Below are 18,187 nucleotides of genomic sequence, written 5' to 3'. Positions count from 1 at the left end.
GCGATGTTTTTGACGGCAATTCCAAAATTGTTGGATCGGGCATAACATGAAGTCATGCCAAACCTTCGCAGAAAACTGCCCAGCGCAAACGCGCTTTTCGTGTTCGAAGCGGCTGCGCGCTGCGGTAATTTCACGCGCGCCGCGCAAGAGCTTTATGTGAGTCAGCCTGCCGTGAGCCGCATGCTCGCGCGCATGGAAGACCATATCGGCGTGCGGCTTTTCGAGCGCGTGCGCGGCGGCATCGAACTCACGGAAAGCGGCGAGATTCTTTATCGCAAGATCTCGGAAGGCTTCAGCGGCATAGAGAGCGCGATCCGCGAGATCGAGGCGCGCGCCACGGGCGTCGAAACGGTCACGCTGTCCGTGTCCACCGGCTTCACCACGCACTGGCTCATGCCGCGCATGAGCCGTCTGAATCAGGCGTTTCCTTCCGTCGATCTGCGGTTTCAACTGATATCGGGGCGCATCGGCGGTCCGCTCGTCGATGTCGATCTCGGCATGCGTTTTGTTCACGATGAGGAAATCGACGAGAACGCCGTGCTCGTCATGCCCGAAATGCTGTTGCCGCTTTGCAATCCGCGTTATCACGAACTCGCGCAAACGGATGCGGCACGCGCGCACGGCGATACGGTGATCGTCATGGATGACGAGGAGCGCGGCTGGCACGAGCGTTTTCATGCATTCGCTTCAAAGGCGCGCCATGCAGCGGGCATGTTGCGATTCAACGATTACGCGATCGTCGTGCAGGCGGCGCTGCTGGGACAGGGCATTGCGCTCGGGTGGCTCAACGTGACATCGCACTGGCTTGCGCAAGGCGCGCTCGTGCCGACCGAAGAGGAGCTGATCGTCACTAGCCGGCGCTGTTGCCTGCTCACGCCGCCGAATCGGCCTGTCAGACCGATCGTCGCCGATGTGCGCGCGTGGATCATCCAGGAAGCGCTAAGCGACCTGCGCATCGTCGAAAGCCAGTACCCGCGGCTGGGTTTGCGCGACGCGCTTAAGCAGACCGGCATCACGCTCGGCTGAACGCGCTTTCTTGCGGGTGCGCGCAACGAATGCGCTCGGCGTCATGCCGCACATGCGCTTGAAATGCCGCGCGAGATGGCTCTGATCGAAGAAGCCCACTTCCGTTGCGACGACCGATCCCGGCACGCCCGCGAGCAACAAGGTCTGCGCGCGCCGCACGCGCAACTCGCACAGATACTTGTAGGGCGACAGCCCGAATTGCTCGCGAAACACGGTCGCGAAACGCGATACGCTCAGCGCCGAAAGATCCGCGAGTTGCGCAAGGCTGACGGTCTGATCGAAATTGGCTTCGATATAGGCGAGCGCGTCGACGAGATTGGCTTGGCTCATGGCTAAGTCTCGGAAGTGACCGATTCTGCGTGCGTCGACGATGCGCGCTGAAATCGTCTGATGGAAAACGAAGCGAGATCGATCGGCGTGCTGCCCGTATCGATCAGCTCGGCGAGCGTTTCACCGACGCCCGGGCCGATCTGAAAACCCGATCCGCTGAAGCCGAACGCATAGAAAAGGCCATCGGCTTTCGAGCTCGGTCCGATCACCGGTTCCGAATCCGGCAGATAACTTTCGACGCCGCTCCACACGCGAATCACATGCAGCGGTCGCATCGAAGGCACCATGCGGCGGAACTGCGCCATCTGCGCGACGGTGTTCTCGGGCAGAACAGACGCTCTGCGCGTGACGGCATCGGCCGGGCCGGGCGGACCGCCGCCCAGCACGATATTGCCGCGCGGAATCTGCCGGAAATACACGCTCTCTTCCTTGATCGACGTGTACACGCCCATCGAAAACTGGAACACGTAGGGCACGGGTTCGGTGACGGCCATTTGCGGCCCGCGCGCGGCGAGCGGCACCGGTTCGCCGAATTGCGTCGATAGCGCGTTGGCCCATGCGCCCGCGCAGATCAGCACTTGATCCGCGCGATACACATCGCCCGTCGCGGTTTGCACGCGAAAGCCGTCCGATTCTTTTTCGACGTGCATCACTTCCGTGTTCTCGACGATGCGCGCGCCGAGCCGCGCAGCGGCACGCCCGAACGCGGGCGCGGCGAGACGCGGATTCGCATGACCATCGAGCGGCGAGATCGATGCTGCGAGCACGTCGCGGCCGAGGAAGGGAAAGCGTCGGAACATGGTCGCGCCTTCGAGCACTTCGAGATCGAGTCCGTAGTCACGCGCATCGGCGGCATAGCGATGAAAGTATTCCGCGTCATGCGCGTGATAGCACACGCGCGTATGACCCGATGGCAGGAACTCGATATCCTCGCCGAGCAACTCGCGCGAACGCCGCCATGTGTCGAGCGCGCGATTCGACATCGCGAGTTGTTCGAGCGCGCGTCCTTGCCGACGCACGCCGCCGAAGTTCACGCCGCTTGCCTGCTGTCCGGTCAGGCCGCGTTCGAGCAGAATCACCGAACGCTTGCGGCGGCGCAGAAACAAGGCTGTCGACGTGCCGACGATGCCGCCGCCGATCACGATCACATCGGCACGCTCGCTCATGCGTTTGTCTCCATGTCCTGATTCGGCGCGAGCGCCATCGGCAAAGGTTTGACGGGCGCCTGTCCGCGCAGGCGTCCGACTGCTTCGAGCGGCACGCGCGCTTCAGCCGCGATCACTTCCGCGCCCGCATGCGCGCAGAAGCGGCCCTGGCAACGTCCCATGCCGACGCGCGAAAACGCCTTCGCGCGATTGGCTTCCTGCGCGCCCATTTCGTTCACGACGCGCCGCAGTTCCCCAGCGGTGATCGCTTCGCAGCGGCACACGATGGTCTCGTCCGGCAACGCGGCGGCCAGTCGCGCGGGCCATGGAAATGCCGTGCGCAAGCCCGCGGCGAAGCGCGTAAAGCGCGACAGTTGCACGCGCAACCTGCTCACTTCGTCTTCGTCGCGCGCCATGCCGATGTCTTTCAACGCGGCAAGCGCCGCAAGCCGGCCCGCGCGTTCGGCCGCATCCGCGCCGCGCACGCGTGCGCCATCGCCTGCGAGATAGACGCCTTGCACGTTGCTGCGGCCGTCTTCATCGGCGACGGGCAGCCATTGCTGCAACGCCTCATCGAAGCGGAATTCGCAGCCCGCGAGATCGGCGAGTTGCGTCTCGGAGCGCAAGTGATAACCGAGCGCGACGGCATCGCAATCGACGTTCAGCAGCGCGCCGTCGGCGAGTTTGACGCGCACGCCTTGCACGCCACGCTCCGGCGTCCCTTGAATCTGAACCGGTGTGATGCCGCGATGAACCGGCACACGCGCATCCCTGAGCACGCGCATCAACGCGACGCCCTTCTTCAGCGTCGATGGAATCGCGAGCAATTGCGGCAACGCGCGCAGCCGTTGCGCGATCGTCGATGTATCCAGCACCGCGCTCACCGTCGCGCCCGCCTTCACGTATTGCGCGGCGACGAGATAGAGCAACGGCCCCGTGCCCATCATCACGACGCGCGCGCCGATCGCGCAACCCTGCGATTTCAGCGCGACCTGCGCGCCGCCGAGGCTATACGCGCCCGCGTGATGCCAGCCGGGAACGGGCATCAGACGATCGGTCGCGCCGCTGCAAATGATGAGTGCATCGAAGGCGAGCTTGCGATGATGCGTGCCGCTCACCACATGCACCGCGTTCGGCTCGATGTTCCATACGAGCGTATCGGGCACGTAGTCGATCTTCGCGCGCAACGCATCGAAGCTTTCGTGCAAGGCGCGCGCGCGTTGCGCTTCCGTGCCGTACAAGGTCTCATACGTGCGCGTAAAACCCTCAGGCTGACGACGATAGATCTGCCCGCCATCGCGCCTGCCTTCGTCGATCACCACGGGACGAAGGCCCGCTTCGACCAGCGCCTGCGCTGCGCGCACGCCCGCCGGCCCCGCGCCGATCACCATCACAGTCGCGGCCATACGCCCTCCTGCGCTTGCGCGAGATGCGTGACGATCGACATGCCTTCGACAGCCTGTGTCGTGCAGGCGCGCACGCGTTCGCCGTTCGCCATCCACACCCAGCAGTCCTGGCACGCGCCCATCACGCAGAAGCCGGCGCGACGGCCATCGCCGAATTCGGAATCGCGCAGGGCTTCCTGCGAGGTCAGCAACGCGACCATCAACGTGTCGCCGGCGGCTGCGAGCGCGCGCTTGCCGTCGATCACGATCTCGAAGGTTCTGCGGCCCTGCTCCGCGACTCTCACAAAACGTCCGCTCATGCCGTCACCGTTTCCATCGACTGCATGCGCGAGAGATCGTCGGCGCTGTGATGGCACAGAATCTCCGCGCCCGATGGCAAGGTCTTCTTCGCAGGCGGCGTCACATTGCACTTGCCGTCGATGCGCGCCGCGCAACGCGAACGGAAGCTGCACAGCTCGGGCGCATCGCTTTCCGGACCGAGCACGGGCAACGCGCCGAGCGCCATCGCGCGGCGCGAATCGAGCCAGCCGGGACGCAAGGCGGGCACCGAATCAACGAGCAAGCCCGTGTACGGGTGATACGGCGGATGCGACAGCGCATCGCGCTGGCCCGTTTCGACGCACTGGCCCGCATAGAGCACGATGACTTCGTCGCAGATCGCGCGCACCGTCGAGATGTCGTGGCTGATGAACATGTACGACACGTTCAGTTCACGACGCAGTTCCGCGAGCAGATCGAGGATCGCCGCGCCAACGACCGTATCGAGCGCGGAGGTCACTTCATCGCAGAGAATCAGCTCAGGCTTCGCTGCGAGCGCGCGCGCGAGATTCACGCGCTGCTTCTGTCCGCCCGACAGACCGCCCGGCTGACGCTTTGCGATCGATGCCGGCAGCTTCACCAGATCGAGCAGTTCGAGCATGCGCTTTTGCGCGGGTGCACCGCGCAGGCCGTGATAGAAGTTCATCGGCCGCGCGAGGATATCGGCGATGGTGCGGCTCGGGTTCAGCGCGGTATCGGCGTTCTGAAACACGATCTGCACGCGCCGATATTGCTCCAGCGTGCGCTCCGAAAGCTTCGCGGGCAGCGGCTTGCCGTCGAGCAGCACGTCGCCGCGCGCGCGATCCACGAGCCCCGCGATCACGCGCGCGAGCGTGGTCTTGCCCGAGCCCGACTCGCCGATCACGCCGAGCGTGCTGCCGCGCACGATCTTCAGGCTCACGTCGTCGAGCACGCGCACGGCAGGCAAGCCGTTCGCATCGATGCGGCCATAGCCCGCGCTCAGGTTGCGGATTTCGAGCAGCGGGACATCGCGCGCTTCGTCCGGCATGGTGAGCTCGGCTTCGGGACGGCGCGTCGCCGCCAGCAACTGGCGCGTGTAGTCGTCGGCGGGGGCGTCGAGCACTTGCGCGGTGGTGCCGTTCTCGCGCACGCGTCCGCCGTTCAATACGACGATGCGATCCGCCATCTGCGCGACGACCGCCAGATCGTGCGATACGTACACGGCCGTCGTGCCCAGTTCGCGCACCACGCCCTTGAATGCGGCGAGCACTTCGATCTGCGTGGTCACGTCGAGCGCGGTGGTCGGCTCATCGAACACGACGACGGCGGGATCGGTGATCAACGCCATCGCCGCCATGAGGCGCTGCAACTGGCCGCCCGACACCTGATGCGGATAGCGATCGCCGATCGTCTCCGGATTGGGCAACGCGAGCGAGCGAAACAGGCCGATCGCCTTCTGACGCGCCGCGACGGGCGTCATCAGCTTGTGCAGCAGCGCGGGCTCGGTCACCTGATCCATGATCGTGCGCGCCGGATTGAAGCCCGCCGATGCGCTCTGCGCGACATACGCGACCGTGCGTGAACGCAATGCGCGGCGGCCCTTCGCATCGAGCGACAACACATCCGTATCGCCGACCTTCACCGAACCGCCCGCGATCGCGCAGCCGCCACGCGCATAGCCGAGCAGCGCCAGCGCGATGGTCGTCTTGCCCGAACCCGACTCGCCGATCAGCGCGAGCACTTCGCCCTTCTTCACCGTGAAGTCGACGCCCTTCACGATCTCGACGACCGGATCGGGCGCGACGCCGGCAATGACGCGCAAGCCCTTCACTTCGATCATGTTCGTGTTCATTGCCGGCCTCCATGCGAACGCGCGCCATGACGACGCAGGCTGTCGATGAGCAGATTCACGCCGACGGTGAGCGTCGCGATGGCGACTGCCGGCATCAGCACCGCAGGCGCACCTTCCGCAAGCCCGCCGATGTTCTCGCGCACGAGCGAGCCCCAGTCGGCGTTCGGCGGCTGCACACCGAGGCCGAGAAAGCTCAGGCCCGAGAGCAGCAGCACGATGAACACGAAGCGCAGGCCGAAGTCCGCGAGCATCGGATGAATCATGTTGGGCAGCACTTCCACGCGCGCGATGTAGAACAGCTTCTCGCCACGCGCCTTCGCGACCTGCACGTATTCGAGCGTCATGATGTTCACCGCGAGCGAGCGCGAGATGCGGAACGCGCCGGGGATGTACGCGAGCGCTGCGACCATCATCAGCATCGGAATGGACGAGCCGAACGCGGCGATTACGACGAGCGCGAGAATCTTGCTCGGGATCGAGATGAGTGCATCGAAAAGACGGCTCAGCACTTCGTCGACCCAGCGCCCCGACACGGCGGCCACCAGACCGAAGAACGTGCCGATGACGCTCGCCGCGACCGTCGATGCGAGCGCGAGCCCGACCGTGTACTGCGTGCCGTAGAGAATGCGGCTCAGCATGTCGCGGCCGAGATAGTCGGTGCCGAGCAGATGCGCAGCGCTGAACGAGCCGAACACTTCCGTCGACGTGAACGCGCCGCCCTTGTACGGCGCGATGACCGGCCCGATGAACGCGACCGCGAGCCAGAACACGACGATGAAAAGACCGATCAGCCCCAGTACGGCGAAGCGATCGACGAGGCGCCTGAACACGCTGCGCTTGACCACGGGCGCCTCGTCCTGCGGCGCGTCGGCGGGAGGCTGCTCGTATAGCATGGTCGTGGCGTGAGAAGAGACGTTCCGGTTCATCGTTGACGCAGCCTCGGGTTGGAGACGATCTGAGCCAGATCGGCAATGAGCACGAGCGCGAGATACGCCGCGCAGAACACCATCACGCAGCCCTGCACGAGCGGCATGTCGCGGTTGGTGACGGCATCGACCATCAGGCTCGCGAGACCGGGATAGTTGAAGATGGACTCGACGATCACCACGCCGCCGAACAGATACGACAGCGAGAGCGCAACCGCATTCGCGATCGGTCCGATGGTGTTCGGCAGCACATGGCGCAATACGACGCGCATCGGCGACGCGCCCTTGAGCAGCGCCATCTCCACATACGACGCGTTCAACTGGTCGAGCACGGCCGCGCGCGTCATACGCGCCATCTGCGCGACGATCACGCAGCACAGCGTCATCACGGGCATCGCATAGGTACGCACGAGCCCGCCGAACGACGACACATCCGACAGATACGACAACGCGGGCAGCCAGCGCAGCTTCACCGCGAAGATCAGCACGGCGATGGTCGCGACGAGAAACTCGGGCACGGCGACGGTCGACAGCGTGAGCACGTTGAGCGCGCGATCGACGAGCGAGCCGCGATACATCGCCGATGCAATGCCGATGATGAGCGCAACCGGCACGGACACGAGCGCCGTCAGCGCCGCGAGCACGAGCGAATTCGGCAGACGCGTGGCGATCAGTTCGCTGACCGGCAGATTGTTCGACAGCGACGTGCCGAAGTTGCCCGTCACCACATGCACGAGCCATTGCACATAGCGCGTAACAGCGGGTTGATCGAGGCCGAACTGATGCCGCAGCGCCTCAACCTGTTCGGGTGTGGCCGCCTGGCCGAGCGCCTGCTGCGCCGCGTCGCCCGGCAACAGGCCGGTGATGCCGAACACCACCATCGACACGATGAACAGCGTGAGCAGCGCGAGGCCGAGGCGCGCGGCGACGAGTCGTTGCGCATGAACTTTCATCGGATATCGCCTCTCTCGTTGAAGGGTTGACTTCGTGCGCCGCCGCTTTAACGGCGGCGCACGTCCGGCGTTACACCATGTTCATGCCTCGAGCCATACGTTTTCCGCGAACATCCAGCCCATCAGACCCGCGAGCGGAATGCCGCCGAGACCCTCGAGCTTCGTGGTGTGCGCGTCGAGCGAGCTCTGGAACATCGGAATGCCGATGCCGCCATCGGTGTGCACGAGTTCCTGCATGTCGCCGTAGATCTTCTTGCGCTTCGCATCGTCCGGTTCGCCACGCGCGGCGACCAGCATCTGGTCGAACTGCGCGCTCTTCCAGTTCGCTTCGTTCCACGGCGCGTCGGACTTGAAGAACTGCGTGAAGATCACGTCCGCGCTCGGGCGCGCGTTGATGTTGCCGAAGCCGAGCGGATGCTTCATCCAGTGATTCGACCAGTAGCCGTCGGACGGCACGCGCGTCACTTGCAGATTGATGCCCGCCTGCGGCGCGACCTGCTGCATCAGCACGGCCATTTCGACCGAGCCTTCCGCCGCCGGCGATGCGTAGAGCTGAATCGGCGCGCTGCCGAGCTTCGCTTTCTGGAAGTGGAACTTCGCCTTGTCGGGATCGAAGCCGCGTTGCGGCAGGCCCGACATGTAGTACTTGTTGCTCGGATCGATCGGCTGATCGTTGCCGATCGCGCCATAGCCACGGAAGATCGTCTTGCGCATCTGTTCGCGGTCCATCAGGTACATCATGCCGCGGCGGAAGTCCGCATTGCCCGTGATGCCGCCGTCGTCGCGCATGATGAGGTCGGTGTACTGGCCGGTCTTCGTTTCCAGCACCGCGAAGCCTTGCGTGCCCTTGATGCGCTCGGTCGAGCGCGCGCTCACCGCGTTGATGAGCTGCACGTCGCCCGACATGAGCGCGTTCACGCGCGCGGGCTCGTCGGCGATGCCGATCAGTTCCACTTCGTCCAGATGCGGCATGCCCGGCTTCCAGTACTTCTCGTTGCGCACGCCCACGGTACGCACGCCCGGCGCGAACTCTTTCACTTTGAACGGACCCGTGCCGACCGCCGTCTTGAAGTCGGTCGTGCCGTCCTTGATGATGAGGAAGTGCGAGTCGGCGAGAATCACCGGCAGGTCCGCGTTCGCGCCCGTCAGCGTGATGGTCAGTTCGTTCGGGCCGGTCGCCTTGACTTCCTTGAACTGGTCGGCGAGCGTCTTCGCCTTCGAGCCGATCGCCGGGTCTTTATGGCGCATCAGAGAATAGATGACATCCTGCGGCGTGAGCGATTTGCCGTCATGGAACTGCACGCCGCTGCGCAGCTTCACGACCCACACGGTCGCGTCCTTCGTTTCGAGCGATTCGGCGAGCGCCATCTTCGCGCCGAGATGATTGTCGAGTTCGGTCAGGCCGCTGTAGAACATGAACGCGCGCGCGTAGTCGGTGCCGAGCGCGCCCTTCGCGGGATCGAGCGTATCGGCGGCGGACGACGACTGCGTCGCCACGCGGATGCGTCCGCCCTGCTTCGGCTTGCTCTGCGCATGAGCCGCGCCGGTTGCGGTGAGAAGCCCCGCGCCCGTCACCGACAGCAGCCCGCCCGCGGCCATCGCGCGCAGGACGCTGCGCCGCGACGCGCCACGGCGCGTCAGTTCTTCGAGCCGTTTGCCGGCATCGGCATGGGCAAGTGCTTCAGGCGATGTGTCGATGCTCATGAACTTCTCCGCGATAGGGGCTGTAAATGTTCGACGGCTTGTTTATGGAATATGGGCCGCCTGTCTTTGCTTCGATGCTTCAATAGAACACGTCTTTGATCGAGTAATACGCGCCGACGAGCGGTAAAAACCATGGCTTGCCCGTATGACCCGGAATCGCGGGCCAGTCGAAATCGCGCCACGGATTCGCGTCCGCGTTGCCGTTCATCACGTCGGCCATGACCTGGCCCATGTGCGTGGACATCTGCGTGCCGTGGCCGCTGTAGCCCATCGAGAAATAGATGCCGTCGTGCTGGCCCGCGCGCGGCAGGCGGTCGGCGGTGATATCGACGAGACCGCCCCAGCAATAGTCGATGCGCGCATTGGCGAGACTCGGGAAGATCGACGCGAGATTCGCCTGCAGGATGCGTCCGCTCTTAGCATCCGATGGACGCTCCGACGCGGTGAAGCGAGCACGTCCGCCGAGCAGAATGCGCGCATCGGGCGTGACGCGAAAATAGTTGTGCATCAGGCGGCTCGTCGTGTACGAACGGCGGTTCGGCAACAGTCGTTGCAGTTGATCGGCGGGCAGCGGTTCCGTCACGATGATGAACGAGCCGACCGGCGCGAGCCTGCGCCGATACCACGAGAACGGACCGTGCTTGGACGGGCCCGTCGCGATCAAAACCTGCTTCGCGTACAACGTGCCGCGCTTCGAGTCGATTCGATACGCGCCGCCTTCCTTCGTTATTGCAGTGACTTCGGCATGTTCATAGAGTCGCGCGCCTTGCCTCACTGCGGCTTGCGCGAGACCCGCGGCGAACTTGCCCATATGCATCTGGCCGCCGTGACGCTGCAGCAGGCCGCCGTAAAAAGCGTCGGACTGCACTTCGTTGCGGACCTGCTCGCGATCGAGCAGATCGACATCCGGATCGACTTCACGCCGGATAAGCTCGGCCGTCTTCGCGATGTGTTCGAGGTGATGCGGCTTCGCGGCGAGCTTGAGCTTGCCGGATGCGAGATAGTCGCAATCGATGTGCTCCTCGCGAATCAGACGCTCGACCGTGTCGACCGCCGCCGCATACGCGCGATAACAGCCTTGCGCGCGCTCCACGCCGAGTTGCGCGCGCAGCGCCGCGTAGTCTTGCGCGACGCCCGTATTGCACTGCCCGCCGTTGCGTCCCGACGCGCCGCCACCCATGCGCCCGGCATCGAGCACCGCGACCGACGCGCCGCGTTTGCCCAACGCGAGCGCCGCCGACAAACCCGTGAACCCGCCACCGATCACGGCGACATCGGCCTGGCCATCCGCCGGGCCTTCGCACGTCGGGATCATCGCGGGCGCGGTGTCGAGCCAGTAGGAGTCGAGTTTCATCGGCATTGCTCGCGTGAAGTGGCGTGTTTTACAGACCGAGTTGCGTGGCGAGATCGCCGATGGTGTCCACTTCGTAATACTCGTAGTACGGCGTGCCCGGCTCGTGGCCGCGCTTGACGAACGCCTTGTGCTTGATGCCCATGTCGTGCGCGGTCATCAGGTCGTAACGCAGGCTCGACGAGACGTGCAGCACGTCTTCCGGATTGCAGTTCAACTGGTCGAACATGTACTCGAAGCCCTGCATGCGCGGCTTGTACGACTGCGCCTGCTGCGCCGTGAACACGCGATGGAACGGCGCGCCGAGCTTGTCGACGTTGCTTTGAATCTGATCGTTCGATGCGTTCGAGAGAATCACGAGCTTGTATTTCGTAGCCAGGCGCGAGAGACCTTCCGGCACGTCCGGATGCGGGCCCCAGGTCGGCACGGCGAGGTAATACTTTTCGGCTTCCGCTTCGTTGAATTCGACGTTCATGCGTTCGCACGCGCGGCGCACCGAATTGACGATCACGTCGCGATACGGCTTCCACGCGCCGAGCACTTCGTCGCGGCGATAGCCCGCGAAGAACTTGACGAATTGCTCCAGGTCGTCGCCTTGCAGGCGGTCGGCGTACATCTCGCGAGCCATATCGGCCATGCGGAATTTCGTCAGCGTGCCGTAGCAGTCGAACGTGATGTACTTCGGCTCGAAATCGATCATGGTGTCAGTCCTGTCGTGTATTGAACCCGTCCGGAGTTCAGTGGTGAAAGCAAGCAACAGCGAAGTGTTGAGAGAAATTTAAACAAGGCAAAAATGACTGATGGCGTTGAATGCGCGCCTCGCAACGACATAAGTCATGCGTTTTGAAGCATCGCCGCAGCAGATAATGCGGCGTTCTTTTCGCACGCTCGTACGTATCAACTTTCAGTGTCGATCAGCACGCTCTTGAAGCGCAGATTCGCTTCGTAAGCCTGCCGCCCGAGATCCTTGCCGATGCCCGAGCGCTTGTAGCCGCCAGTCGGAATCACGAAGTCGCTTGTGCGGCCATAACGGTTCACCCAGACCGTGCCGGCCTCGATGCCGCGCACCATGCGCAATGCGCGGCCGATATCCGCCGTATGCACGCCTGCGGCGAGGCCATAGTCGGGATGCGCGGCGAGTTCGAGCGCTTCTTCTTCGGAATCGAAGGACTGCACGGTCAGCACCGGGCCGAAGATCTCGCTGCGCACGGCATCGCTGTCCTGTGTGACATCGCACAGCAAGGTCGGCGCATAGAACGCGCCGGGCGTCGCCGCATCCGCGCGCTTGCCGCCGCAACGCAGGCTCGCACCGGTCGCGATGCTGCGTTGAACGATTGCGTCGATGCGCTGCGCCTGCGGCTCGGAGATGATCGGCGACAAGGTCGTGCCCGCAACCCACGTCGCGCCTGCCTTGAGTTCGCCGAAAGCCTGTGCGATGCGATCGGTCAGTTCATCCGCGATCGCGCGTTGCACCAGCAGCCGCGAACCCGCGACACACACCTGCCCCGCATTGCCCGTGATCGCGCCCGCGATGCGGCGTGCGACCTCATCGATGCGCGGCGCATCGGCGAACACGATCTGCGGACTCTTGCCGCCCAGTTCGAGCGTGACGGGCTTGGTGCCCGACTCCGCGCAGGCGGCCATGATCGCGGCGCCCGTGCGCGTCGATCCGGTGAACGTCACCTTGCCGATGCGCGGATGACGCACCAGCGCATCGCCGGTCGTGCGGCCATCGCCCTGAACGACGTTGAAGATACCCGGCGGCACGCCCGCTTCCAAAGCGAGTTCAGCAAGACGCAGCGCGGAGAACGGCGTCATCTCCGATGGTTTCAGCACGACCGCGTTGCCCGCCGCGAGCGCGGGCGCGGTCTTCCATATGCCCATCACGAGTGGAAAATTCCACGGTGCGATCGCGCCGATCACGCCGTACGGCTCGGCGATCGTCATGCCGAGATGCCGATGATCGGTCGCCGCGACATCGCCGCCGATCTTGTCGGCGAACTCCGCATAAAAGCGGATGCTCTCGGCGGTGAACGGCACGTCCCAGTTGTACGCATCGCGCACGGGACGCGTCGAGCCGAGCGCTTCGAGCGGCGCGAGATTGGCTGCATCGGCGGCGACGAGATCGGCGAACGTGCGCAGCACGCGGGCACGCTCGCGCGGTGCGCGGCGCGCCCAGTCGCTCTGCCTGAACGCGCTGTATGCGTTCTGCACGGCGTAGTCGATCATCGCTTCATCGGCGACGGGCACCGATGCATACACGACGCCATCCGACGGCCGCGCGACCTCGATGCGCGACGCGCCCGCATCGATCAATTCGCCGCCGATGAAATGCCCGCTCCTGATGACGAGGCTGGCAGGATCGAACCGGTCCATATGCGTAAGTCCTCCGGGACGTTGCGTTGACATGGCTTCATCGTAGGCCCGGCGCACCGGCATATGTCGCTGACAAAATTGCCGATTCAGCACGGCGCGCGCGTTCTCGCTGCGATAACCTGCGGTTTTGCGTTGCACCACGCGCGCACGCCCTTGAACCGTGCGGGACAGGAAGATCGTCCTAGCCAGCGGCGCTGCGCAATGTCAAAGTCACGGTAAATGTCTTCAAAGTGAGGAGGCCGGCGTGCCCGACTCGAGCAATAACGATGTGGTCGAATACCGGGCTTTCACGCTCGACGACATCCCCGCGGCGCACGCGCTGTCGGCGTCCGTCAAGTGGCGGCATCGCGCGGACGACTGGCGCCTCGCGGCACGTCTGGGCAGCGGGTTCGCCGCCGTCGATCAGCACGGCCAGCTCGTCGGCACCGCGCTCGCATTTCAGTTCGGCGCGCAGGCCGCGACGCTCGGCATGTTCATCGTGTCGCCGGAGCATCAGCGGCGCGGCATCGGTCGCGGCTTGCTCGACCGGCTGATCGCAAAGCTCGGCGCGCGCTTGCTGCTGATTCACGCGTCCGGCGAAGGCAAGCCCTTGTGCGAGGCGCGCGGCTTTACGCGCATCGATACGATTCATCAGCATCAGGGCGCGGCGTTTCAGCCGCCGCTCGTGTCGCTGCCGCCGGGCGAGCGGCTGCGTCCGATCGGCGCGAAGGACACGCCGCGTCTCGCCGGGCTGGCATCGCGCGCGAGCGGACTGGATCGCACCGCGCTGATGCCTGCATTGCTCGATGTTGCGAGCGGCATCGCGCTCGATCGCGATGGCGAGCTGATCGGCTTCGCGCTGTTCCGGCGTTTCGGCGACGGTCACGTGATCGGGCCGGTGATCGCGCCCGAATCGCCCGATCAGAGCCGCGCCAAGGCGTTGATCAGCTACTGGCTCGCGCTCAACGCGGGCATGTTCGTGCGTGTCGATACGCCGCTGCGATACGGGCTGTCTTCGTGGCTCGAAGGCCTCGGGCTGCCGCTCGTCGATACCATCGAGCAGATGGCGCTGAACGGCCCGCCATCCGCCGATGCAACGCTCACCCAATTCGCGCTGACGAGCCAGGCGCTGTGGTGAGCGCTTGTGCGTGGACATCGGCGGGGCCGGTCTTCACGCCTTGTCGAGCCACGCGAACTCCGCGAATCTGTAACCCATCACGCGTCCCGACGGCGTGCCCTTCAGGCCGCGCAGCGTCGAACTCTGCGCGTCGATGAAGTTGATGAACGCGGGAATCACGAGACTGTTCTTCTCGTAGACGATCGTCTGCATGTCGCCGTACATCTGCTTGCGCTTCGCTTCGTCGCGCTCGCGGCGCGCCTGCACCAGCAGTTGATCGAATTGCTCGTTCTTCCAGCCCGACTCGTTCCAGTTCGCATTCGAGCGGAAGAACTGCGTGTACAGCAGATCGAGCGTCGGGCGCGGCAGGATCGAGCCGTAGGTCATCGGGTACTTCATCCAGTAGGTCGTCCAGTAGCCATCGGCGGGCACGCGGCGCACGTTGATGTCGATGCCCGCCTGCTTTGCGGCCTGCTGGATCATCATGGCGGAATCCAGCGCGGTCTCCACCGACGGCGGCGCGACGATCTCCGCGCGCGCGCCGGACGTGCCGGCCTTCTTGAAGTGGAACTGCGCCTTGTCCGGATCGAACGCGCGTTGCGGCAAGCCCTTCATGAAGTACGGATGCCACTCCGGCACCGGATGATCGTTCGCGAGCGTGCCGTGGCCGCGCAGCATCACGCTCACGATGCGCTGCCGGTCATGCAGATACTTGATGCCCTCGTTGAAGTCCGCGCTCTTCGTGGGCAACATGTCCTGCCGCAATGCGAGGTCCGAATAGAGTTGCGACGGGCTTTCGAGCACGGTCACCTTGCCTGTCTGCTTGACGCGATCGACATCGCGCGCGGGCAGCGGCGAGATGAGGTGCACGTCGCCCGCGAGCAGCGCATTGGTGCGCGCCGCATCATCGCCGATGCCGATGATCTCCACTTCGTCCAGATAAGGACGTCCCGACTTCCAGAAGTTCGGATTGCGCGCGCCGATGCAGCGCTGCGCCGGCGTGAATTCCTTGCATGTGAACGGGCCCGTGCCGTTGCCTTTCGAGAAGTCCGTCGTGTTCGCGGCGACGATCACCAGATGCGGAATCGCAAGCAGCGCGGGCAGATCGACGTTCGGCTCCGTCAACGTGATCTCGACCTTGAGCGGCCCGGCCGCCTTGACCGTGCTGAAGCCATCCGCGATCGACTTCGCCTTCGATGCCGTCGCCGGGTCCTTGTGGCGCATCAGCGAGAACACGACATCGTCGGATGTGAACGGCTTGCCGTCGTGGAAGTGCACGTTGGGCCGAAGCGTGATGGTCCACTTCAGGAAGTCGTCCGTTTCGAGCTTCTCCGCGAGCGCGTTCTGCGTCTTGAAGTCGGCGTCGAGTTCGGTGAGGCCGCTGTAGAACATGTACGCACGCGAATAGTCGCCGGTGTGCGTGCCCTTCGCGGGATCGAGCGAATCCATCAGCGACTGGTTCGCCAGCGCCACGCGAATGCGCCCGCCGCGTTGCGGCGTGGGCTCGTTCGCCGCGAACGCAAGTGACGAAGCGCCCGGCAGGATGAGGGTCGCCGCGCCTGCGGCAGCAAGCGTCTTCATCGCCTTGCGGCGGCCTGGATCGGCGACTACGAATTCCTTCGGCAATGTCATGGTCAGCCTCGCTCGGTCATGTCGTGATGGCGGATGGTGTTGAACGGGCCTTCATAGCGCGAGGCAAAGCCGGTAAGCGTCATAGATGGCCGTGTGGATGTCGCGCGACGCGCTCGCATCGCCGATGCGGTACAGATGGAATTGCCCTGCTTCGCCGTCCTGCGCGGCAGGCTGCGGCTTGCCGGTCGCGAACGCTTCGAGATCGGTATAGCCGTCGTTGACGGAATACATGCGCGCCGCCTCGAAGAGATCCTCGACCGCGAGCATGCCGCGCTCGACGACCACATGAACCGCTTCCATCTCGATGCGCTCATTCGTCAGATGATGATGGAACACCGCGCGGCGTTTGCCGCCCGCCGACGCACTCACTTCGATCAGTTCGATGTTCGCGCGCACGGGCACGTCCCAGCGCGCGATGTTGCGCATCCACACCTGATCGTCGCCGCGTCCGCCGGTTTCCTGCGCGGGCATGCTGTCGATGAGCGCGAGCGATACGTCGAGGCCCGCATCGACATAACGTTCCGCGCACAAATACGCGTTGTGCCGGCCAGTGCCGTCGTACACCAATACGCTGCCTTCGCGCGGCGGCGTCTCCGTGAGCGCATCGAAGACGGATTTGCACAGCTCGCCGCCCGGCAGCGCATCGAGATTCGGCAGCCCGCCCGTCGCGATGATGACGGCATCCGCGCCATGATCGAGCACGTCGCTCAGTTCGGCGTAGTGGTTGTAGCGCACATCGACGCCGAGCTTGTCGAGTTGCGACACGCGCCAGTCGACGATGCCGATGAGATCGCGCCGCCAGCTTCCCGTCGCCGCCAGCAGCATCTGTCCGCCCGCCGTCGAGTTCGCTTCGAGCACGGTGACGTCGTGCCCACGCGTCGCGCAGATGCGCGCGGCTTCGAGACCCGCCGGTCCCGCGCCGACGATCAGCACGCGCTTCTTCTGCGCGGCTTCGGGTATGTCGTGCGTGAGGTACGTCTCGCGCGAGGTCGCCGGGTTATGAATGCACGTCGCGCGGAAGTTGCGGCAGAACGATGCGCCCACGCACGGCCGCGCCTCGTCCTCCCGGCCCGCTTCGACGAGCTTCACGAGATGCGGCTCCGCGATATGCGCGCGCGTCATGCCGACCATGTCGAGCAGGCCTTCGCGAATTGCATAGCGCGCGGTGGCGAGATCGGCGATCTTCGCTGCGTGGAACACGGGCAGATCGACCGCGCGCTTGAACGCGGCGGCTTTCGGCAGCCACGGCGCGGACGGCACGAACATGCCGGGCATCGAATTGACCGCGAGCGACATCTTCGTGTCCATGCGGCCGAACGCGACATTGAAGAAATCGAAGAGACCGGTGCCTTGCAGAATGCGCGACATCTCCAGCCCTTCCTCGAAGCTGCAGCCGTCTTCGAGCGCGAAGCGAAAGCCCACGATGAAATCGTCGCCCACCTGCTTGCGAATCTCCTCGTGGACCTCGATCGCGAAGCGCACGCGATTGGCCGTCGAGCCGCCGTATTTATCGGTGCGCAGGTTCACGGTCGGGTCCATGAACTGACCGATGAGATGGCCGCCCGCATGCGTTTCGATGCCGTCGAGCCCGCCGTCGCGGCAGCGCTTCGCCGCGAGGCCGAAGTCGCGAATCACGCGTTTGATGTCCGCGTCGTGGATCGCCTGCGGCATGGCGCGGTGCAGCGTTTCGCGCACAGCCGATGGCGCGATCATCGGCAGCCAGGGTTCGGTATATGCATCGCCGCGCCGCCCGAGATGCGTGATCTGGCACATCAGTGCCGCGCCGTGCGTATGAATGCGATCCGAAAAGCGCCGCAGATGCGGCACCACCGCATCGGTCCCGACGTTGATCTGCTGGAACGTGTTCGGACTGTCGAGGCTCACGTTGGACGAGCCGCCGAACATCGTCAGCGCGATACCCCCTTTCGCCTTTTCCTCGTGATACCGTTGATAGACCTCCTGCGGGAATTCGTCGCGCGTGAGACGGCTTGCGTGACTCGTGCTCATCACGCGGTTCCTGAACTGCAGATGCTTGAGCGTGAAGGTTTGAAGCAAGGGGTCCGACGAAGCAGTAGTCATGGCCTGCCAGATGAAGTGGGCGTCGGACTCAA

At 64.6% G+C, this 18,187-nt stretch carries 15 protein-coding genes; 2 read left to right on the top strand and 13 right to left on the bottom strand.

What is annotated here, in order from left to right:
* The first annotated feature begins 54 nt into the window (after nucleotides 1–54).
* Entirely contained in the window at nucleotides 55–1,026 is a 972-nt protein-coding gene (locus NK8_RS39185; RefSeq protein ID WP_162069599.1) for a LysR family transcriptional regulator, read from the top strand.
* Here the strand turns inward: NK8_RS39185 and NK8_RS39180 are convergent.
* The 11 genes from NK8_RS39180 to NK8_RS39130 form a co-directional block, all read right to left on the bottom strand.
* Entirely contained in the window at nucleotides 940–1,356 is a 417-nt protein-coding gene (locus tag NK8_RS39180; protein WP_162069598.1) for a helix-turn-helix domain-containing protein, read from the bottom strand. The genes NK8_RS39185 and NK8_RS39180 overlap by 87 nt on opposite strands.
* 2 nt (nucleotides 1,357–1,358) lie before the next feature.
* Nucleotides 1,359–2,522 carry an FAD-binding oxidoreductase gene (locus tag NK8_RS39175; RefSeq protein WP_213234503.1) on the bottom strand — a complete coding sequence of 388 codons (1,164 nt, stop codon included), beginning with the start codon at nucleotides 2,520–2,522 and terminating at the stop codon, nucleotides 1,359–1,361.
* Entirely contained in the window at nucleotides 2,519–3,907 is a 1,389-nt protein-coding gene (locus NK8_RS39170; RefSeq protein ID WP_213234502.1) for an NAD(P)/FAD-dependent oxidoreductase, read from the bottom strand. The genes NK8_RS39175 and NK8_RS39170 overlap by 4 nt, the downstream gene beginning before the upstream one ends.
* Nucleotides 3,892–4,206, bottom strand: a complete 315-nt coding sequence (locus tag NK8_RS39165; protein ID WP_213234501.1) for a (2Fe-2S)-binding protein — start codon at nucleotides 4,204–4,206, stop codon at nucleotides 3,892–3,894. The genes NK8_RS39170 and NK8_RS39165 overlap by 16 nt, the downstream gene beginning before the upstream one ends.
* On the bottom strand, nucleotides 4,203–6,038 hold the full coding sequence (locus NK8_RS39160) for an ABC transporter ATP-binding protein (protein ID WP_213234500.1): 1,836 nt from the start codon (nucleotides 6,036–6,038) through the stop codon (nucleotides 4,203–4,205). The genes NK8_RS39165 and NK8_RS39160 overlap by 4 nt, the downstream gene beginning before the upstream one ends.
* Nucleotides 6,035–6,964, bottom strand: coding sequence for an ABC transporter permease (locus tag NK8_RS39155; protein WP_162069593.1), 930 nt, complete (start codon nucleotides 6,962–6,964; stop codon nucleotides 6,035–6,037). The genes NK8_RS39160 and NK8_RS39155 overlap by 4 nt, the downstream gene beginning before the upstream one ends.
* Entirely contained in the window at nucleotides 6,961–7,917 is a 957-nt protein-coding gene (locus NK8_RS39150) for an ABC transporter permease (RefSeq protein WP_213234499.1), read from the bottom strand. Before NK8_RS39150 ends, NK8_RS39155 begins: the two co-directional genes overlap by 4 nt.
* 81 nt (nucleotides 7,918–7,998) lie before the next feature.
* A complete protein-coding gene (locus NK8_RS39145; RefSeq protein WP_213234498.1) occupies nucleotides 7,999–9,621 on the bottom strand; it encodes an ABC transporter substrate-binding protein in 1,623 nt (540 codons plus the stop codon).
* Between the two features lie 79 nt (nucleotides 9,622–9,700).
* Nucleotides 9,701–10,975, bottom strand: coding sequence for an FAD-binding oxidoreductase (locus NK8_RS39140; protein WP_213234497.1), 1,275 nt, complete (start codon nucleotides 10,973–10,975; stop codon nucleotides 9,701–9,703).
* A 28-nt stretch (nucleotides 10,976–11,003) separates the two neighbouring features.
* Nucleotides 11,004–11,672 carry a haloacid dehalogenase type II gene (locus NK8_RS39135; protein WP_062258951.1) on the bottom strand — a complete coding sequence of 223 codons (669 nt, stop codon included), beginning with the start codon at nucleotides 11,670–11,672 and terminating at the stop codon, nucleotides 11,004–11,006.
* Between the two features lie 197 nt (nucleotides 11,673–11,869).
* On the bottom strand, nucleotides 11,870–13,348 hold the full coding sequence (locus NK8_RS39130) for an aldehyde dehydrogenase (RefSeq protein WP_213234526.1): 1,479 nt from the start codon (nucleotides 13,346–13,348) through the stop codon (nucleotides 11,870–11,872).
* Nucleotides 13,349–13,592: 244 nt separating this feature from the next.
* Between NK8_RS39130 and NK8_RS39125 the strand changes: the two genes are divergently transcribed.
* On the top strand, nucleotides 13,593–14,465 hold the full coding sequence (locus NK8_RS39125) for a GNAT family N-acetyltransferase (protein WP_213234496.1): 873 nt from the start codon (nucleotides 13,593–13,595) through the stop codon (nucleotides 14,463–14,465).
* Between the two features lie 33 nt (nucleotides 14,466–14,498).
* Here NK8_RS39125 and NK8_RS39120 read toward each other — a convergent pair whose 3' ends face one another.
* Together NK8_RS39120 and NK8_RS39115 are read right to left on the bottom strand one after the other, a co-directional pair.
* Complete coding sequence (locus tag NK8_RS39120) at nucleotides 14,499–16,076, bottom strand: ABC transporter substrate-binding protein (RefSeq protein WP_213234495.1); 1,578 nt, start codon at nucleotides 16,074–16,076, stop codon at nucleotides 14,499–14,501.
* Nucleotides 16,077–16,127: 51 nt separating this feature from the next.
* Nucleotides 16,128–18,155, bottom strand: a complete 2,028-nt coding sequence (locus NK8_RS39115; protein WP_213234494.1) for an FAD-dependent oxidoreductase — start codon at nucleotides 18,153–18,155, stop codon at nucleotides 16,128–16,130.
* Nucleotides 18,156–18,187: the final 32 nt, after the last annotated feature.

Origin of the sequence: Caballeronia sp. NK8 (genome assembly GCF_018408855.1) — a bacterium.
GTDB lineage: Bacteria > Pseudomonadota > Gammaproteobacteria > Burkholderiales > Burkholderiaceae > Caballeronia.
The sequence above is the reverse complement of the archived record's forward strand: the minus strand, read 5'-3'. Positions and strand labels throughout refer to the sequence as shown.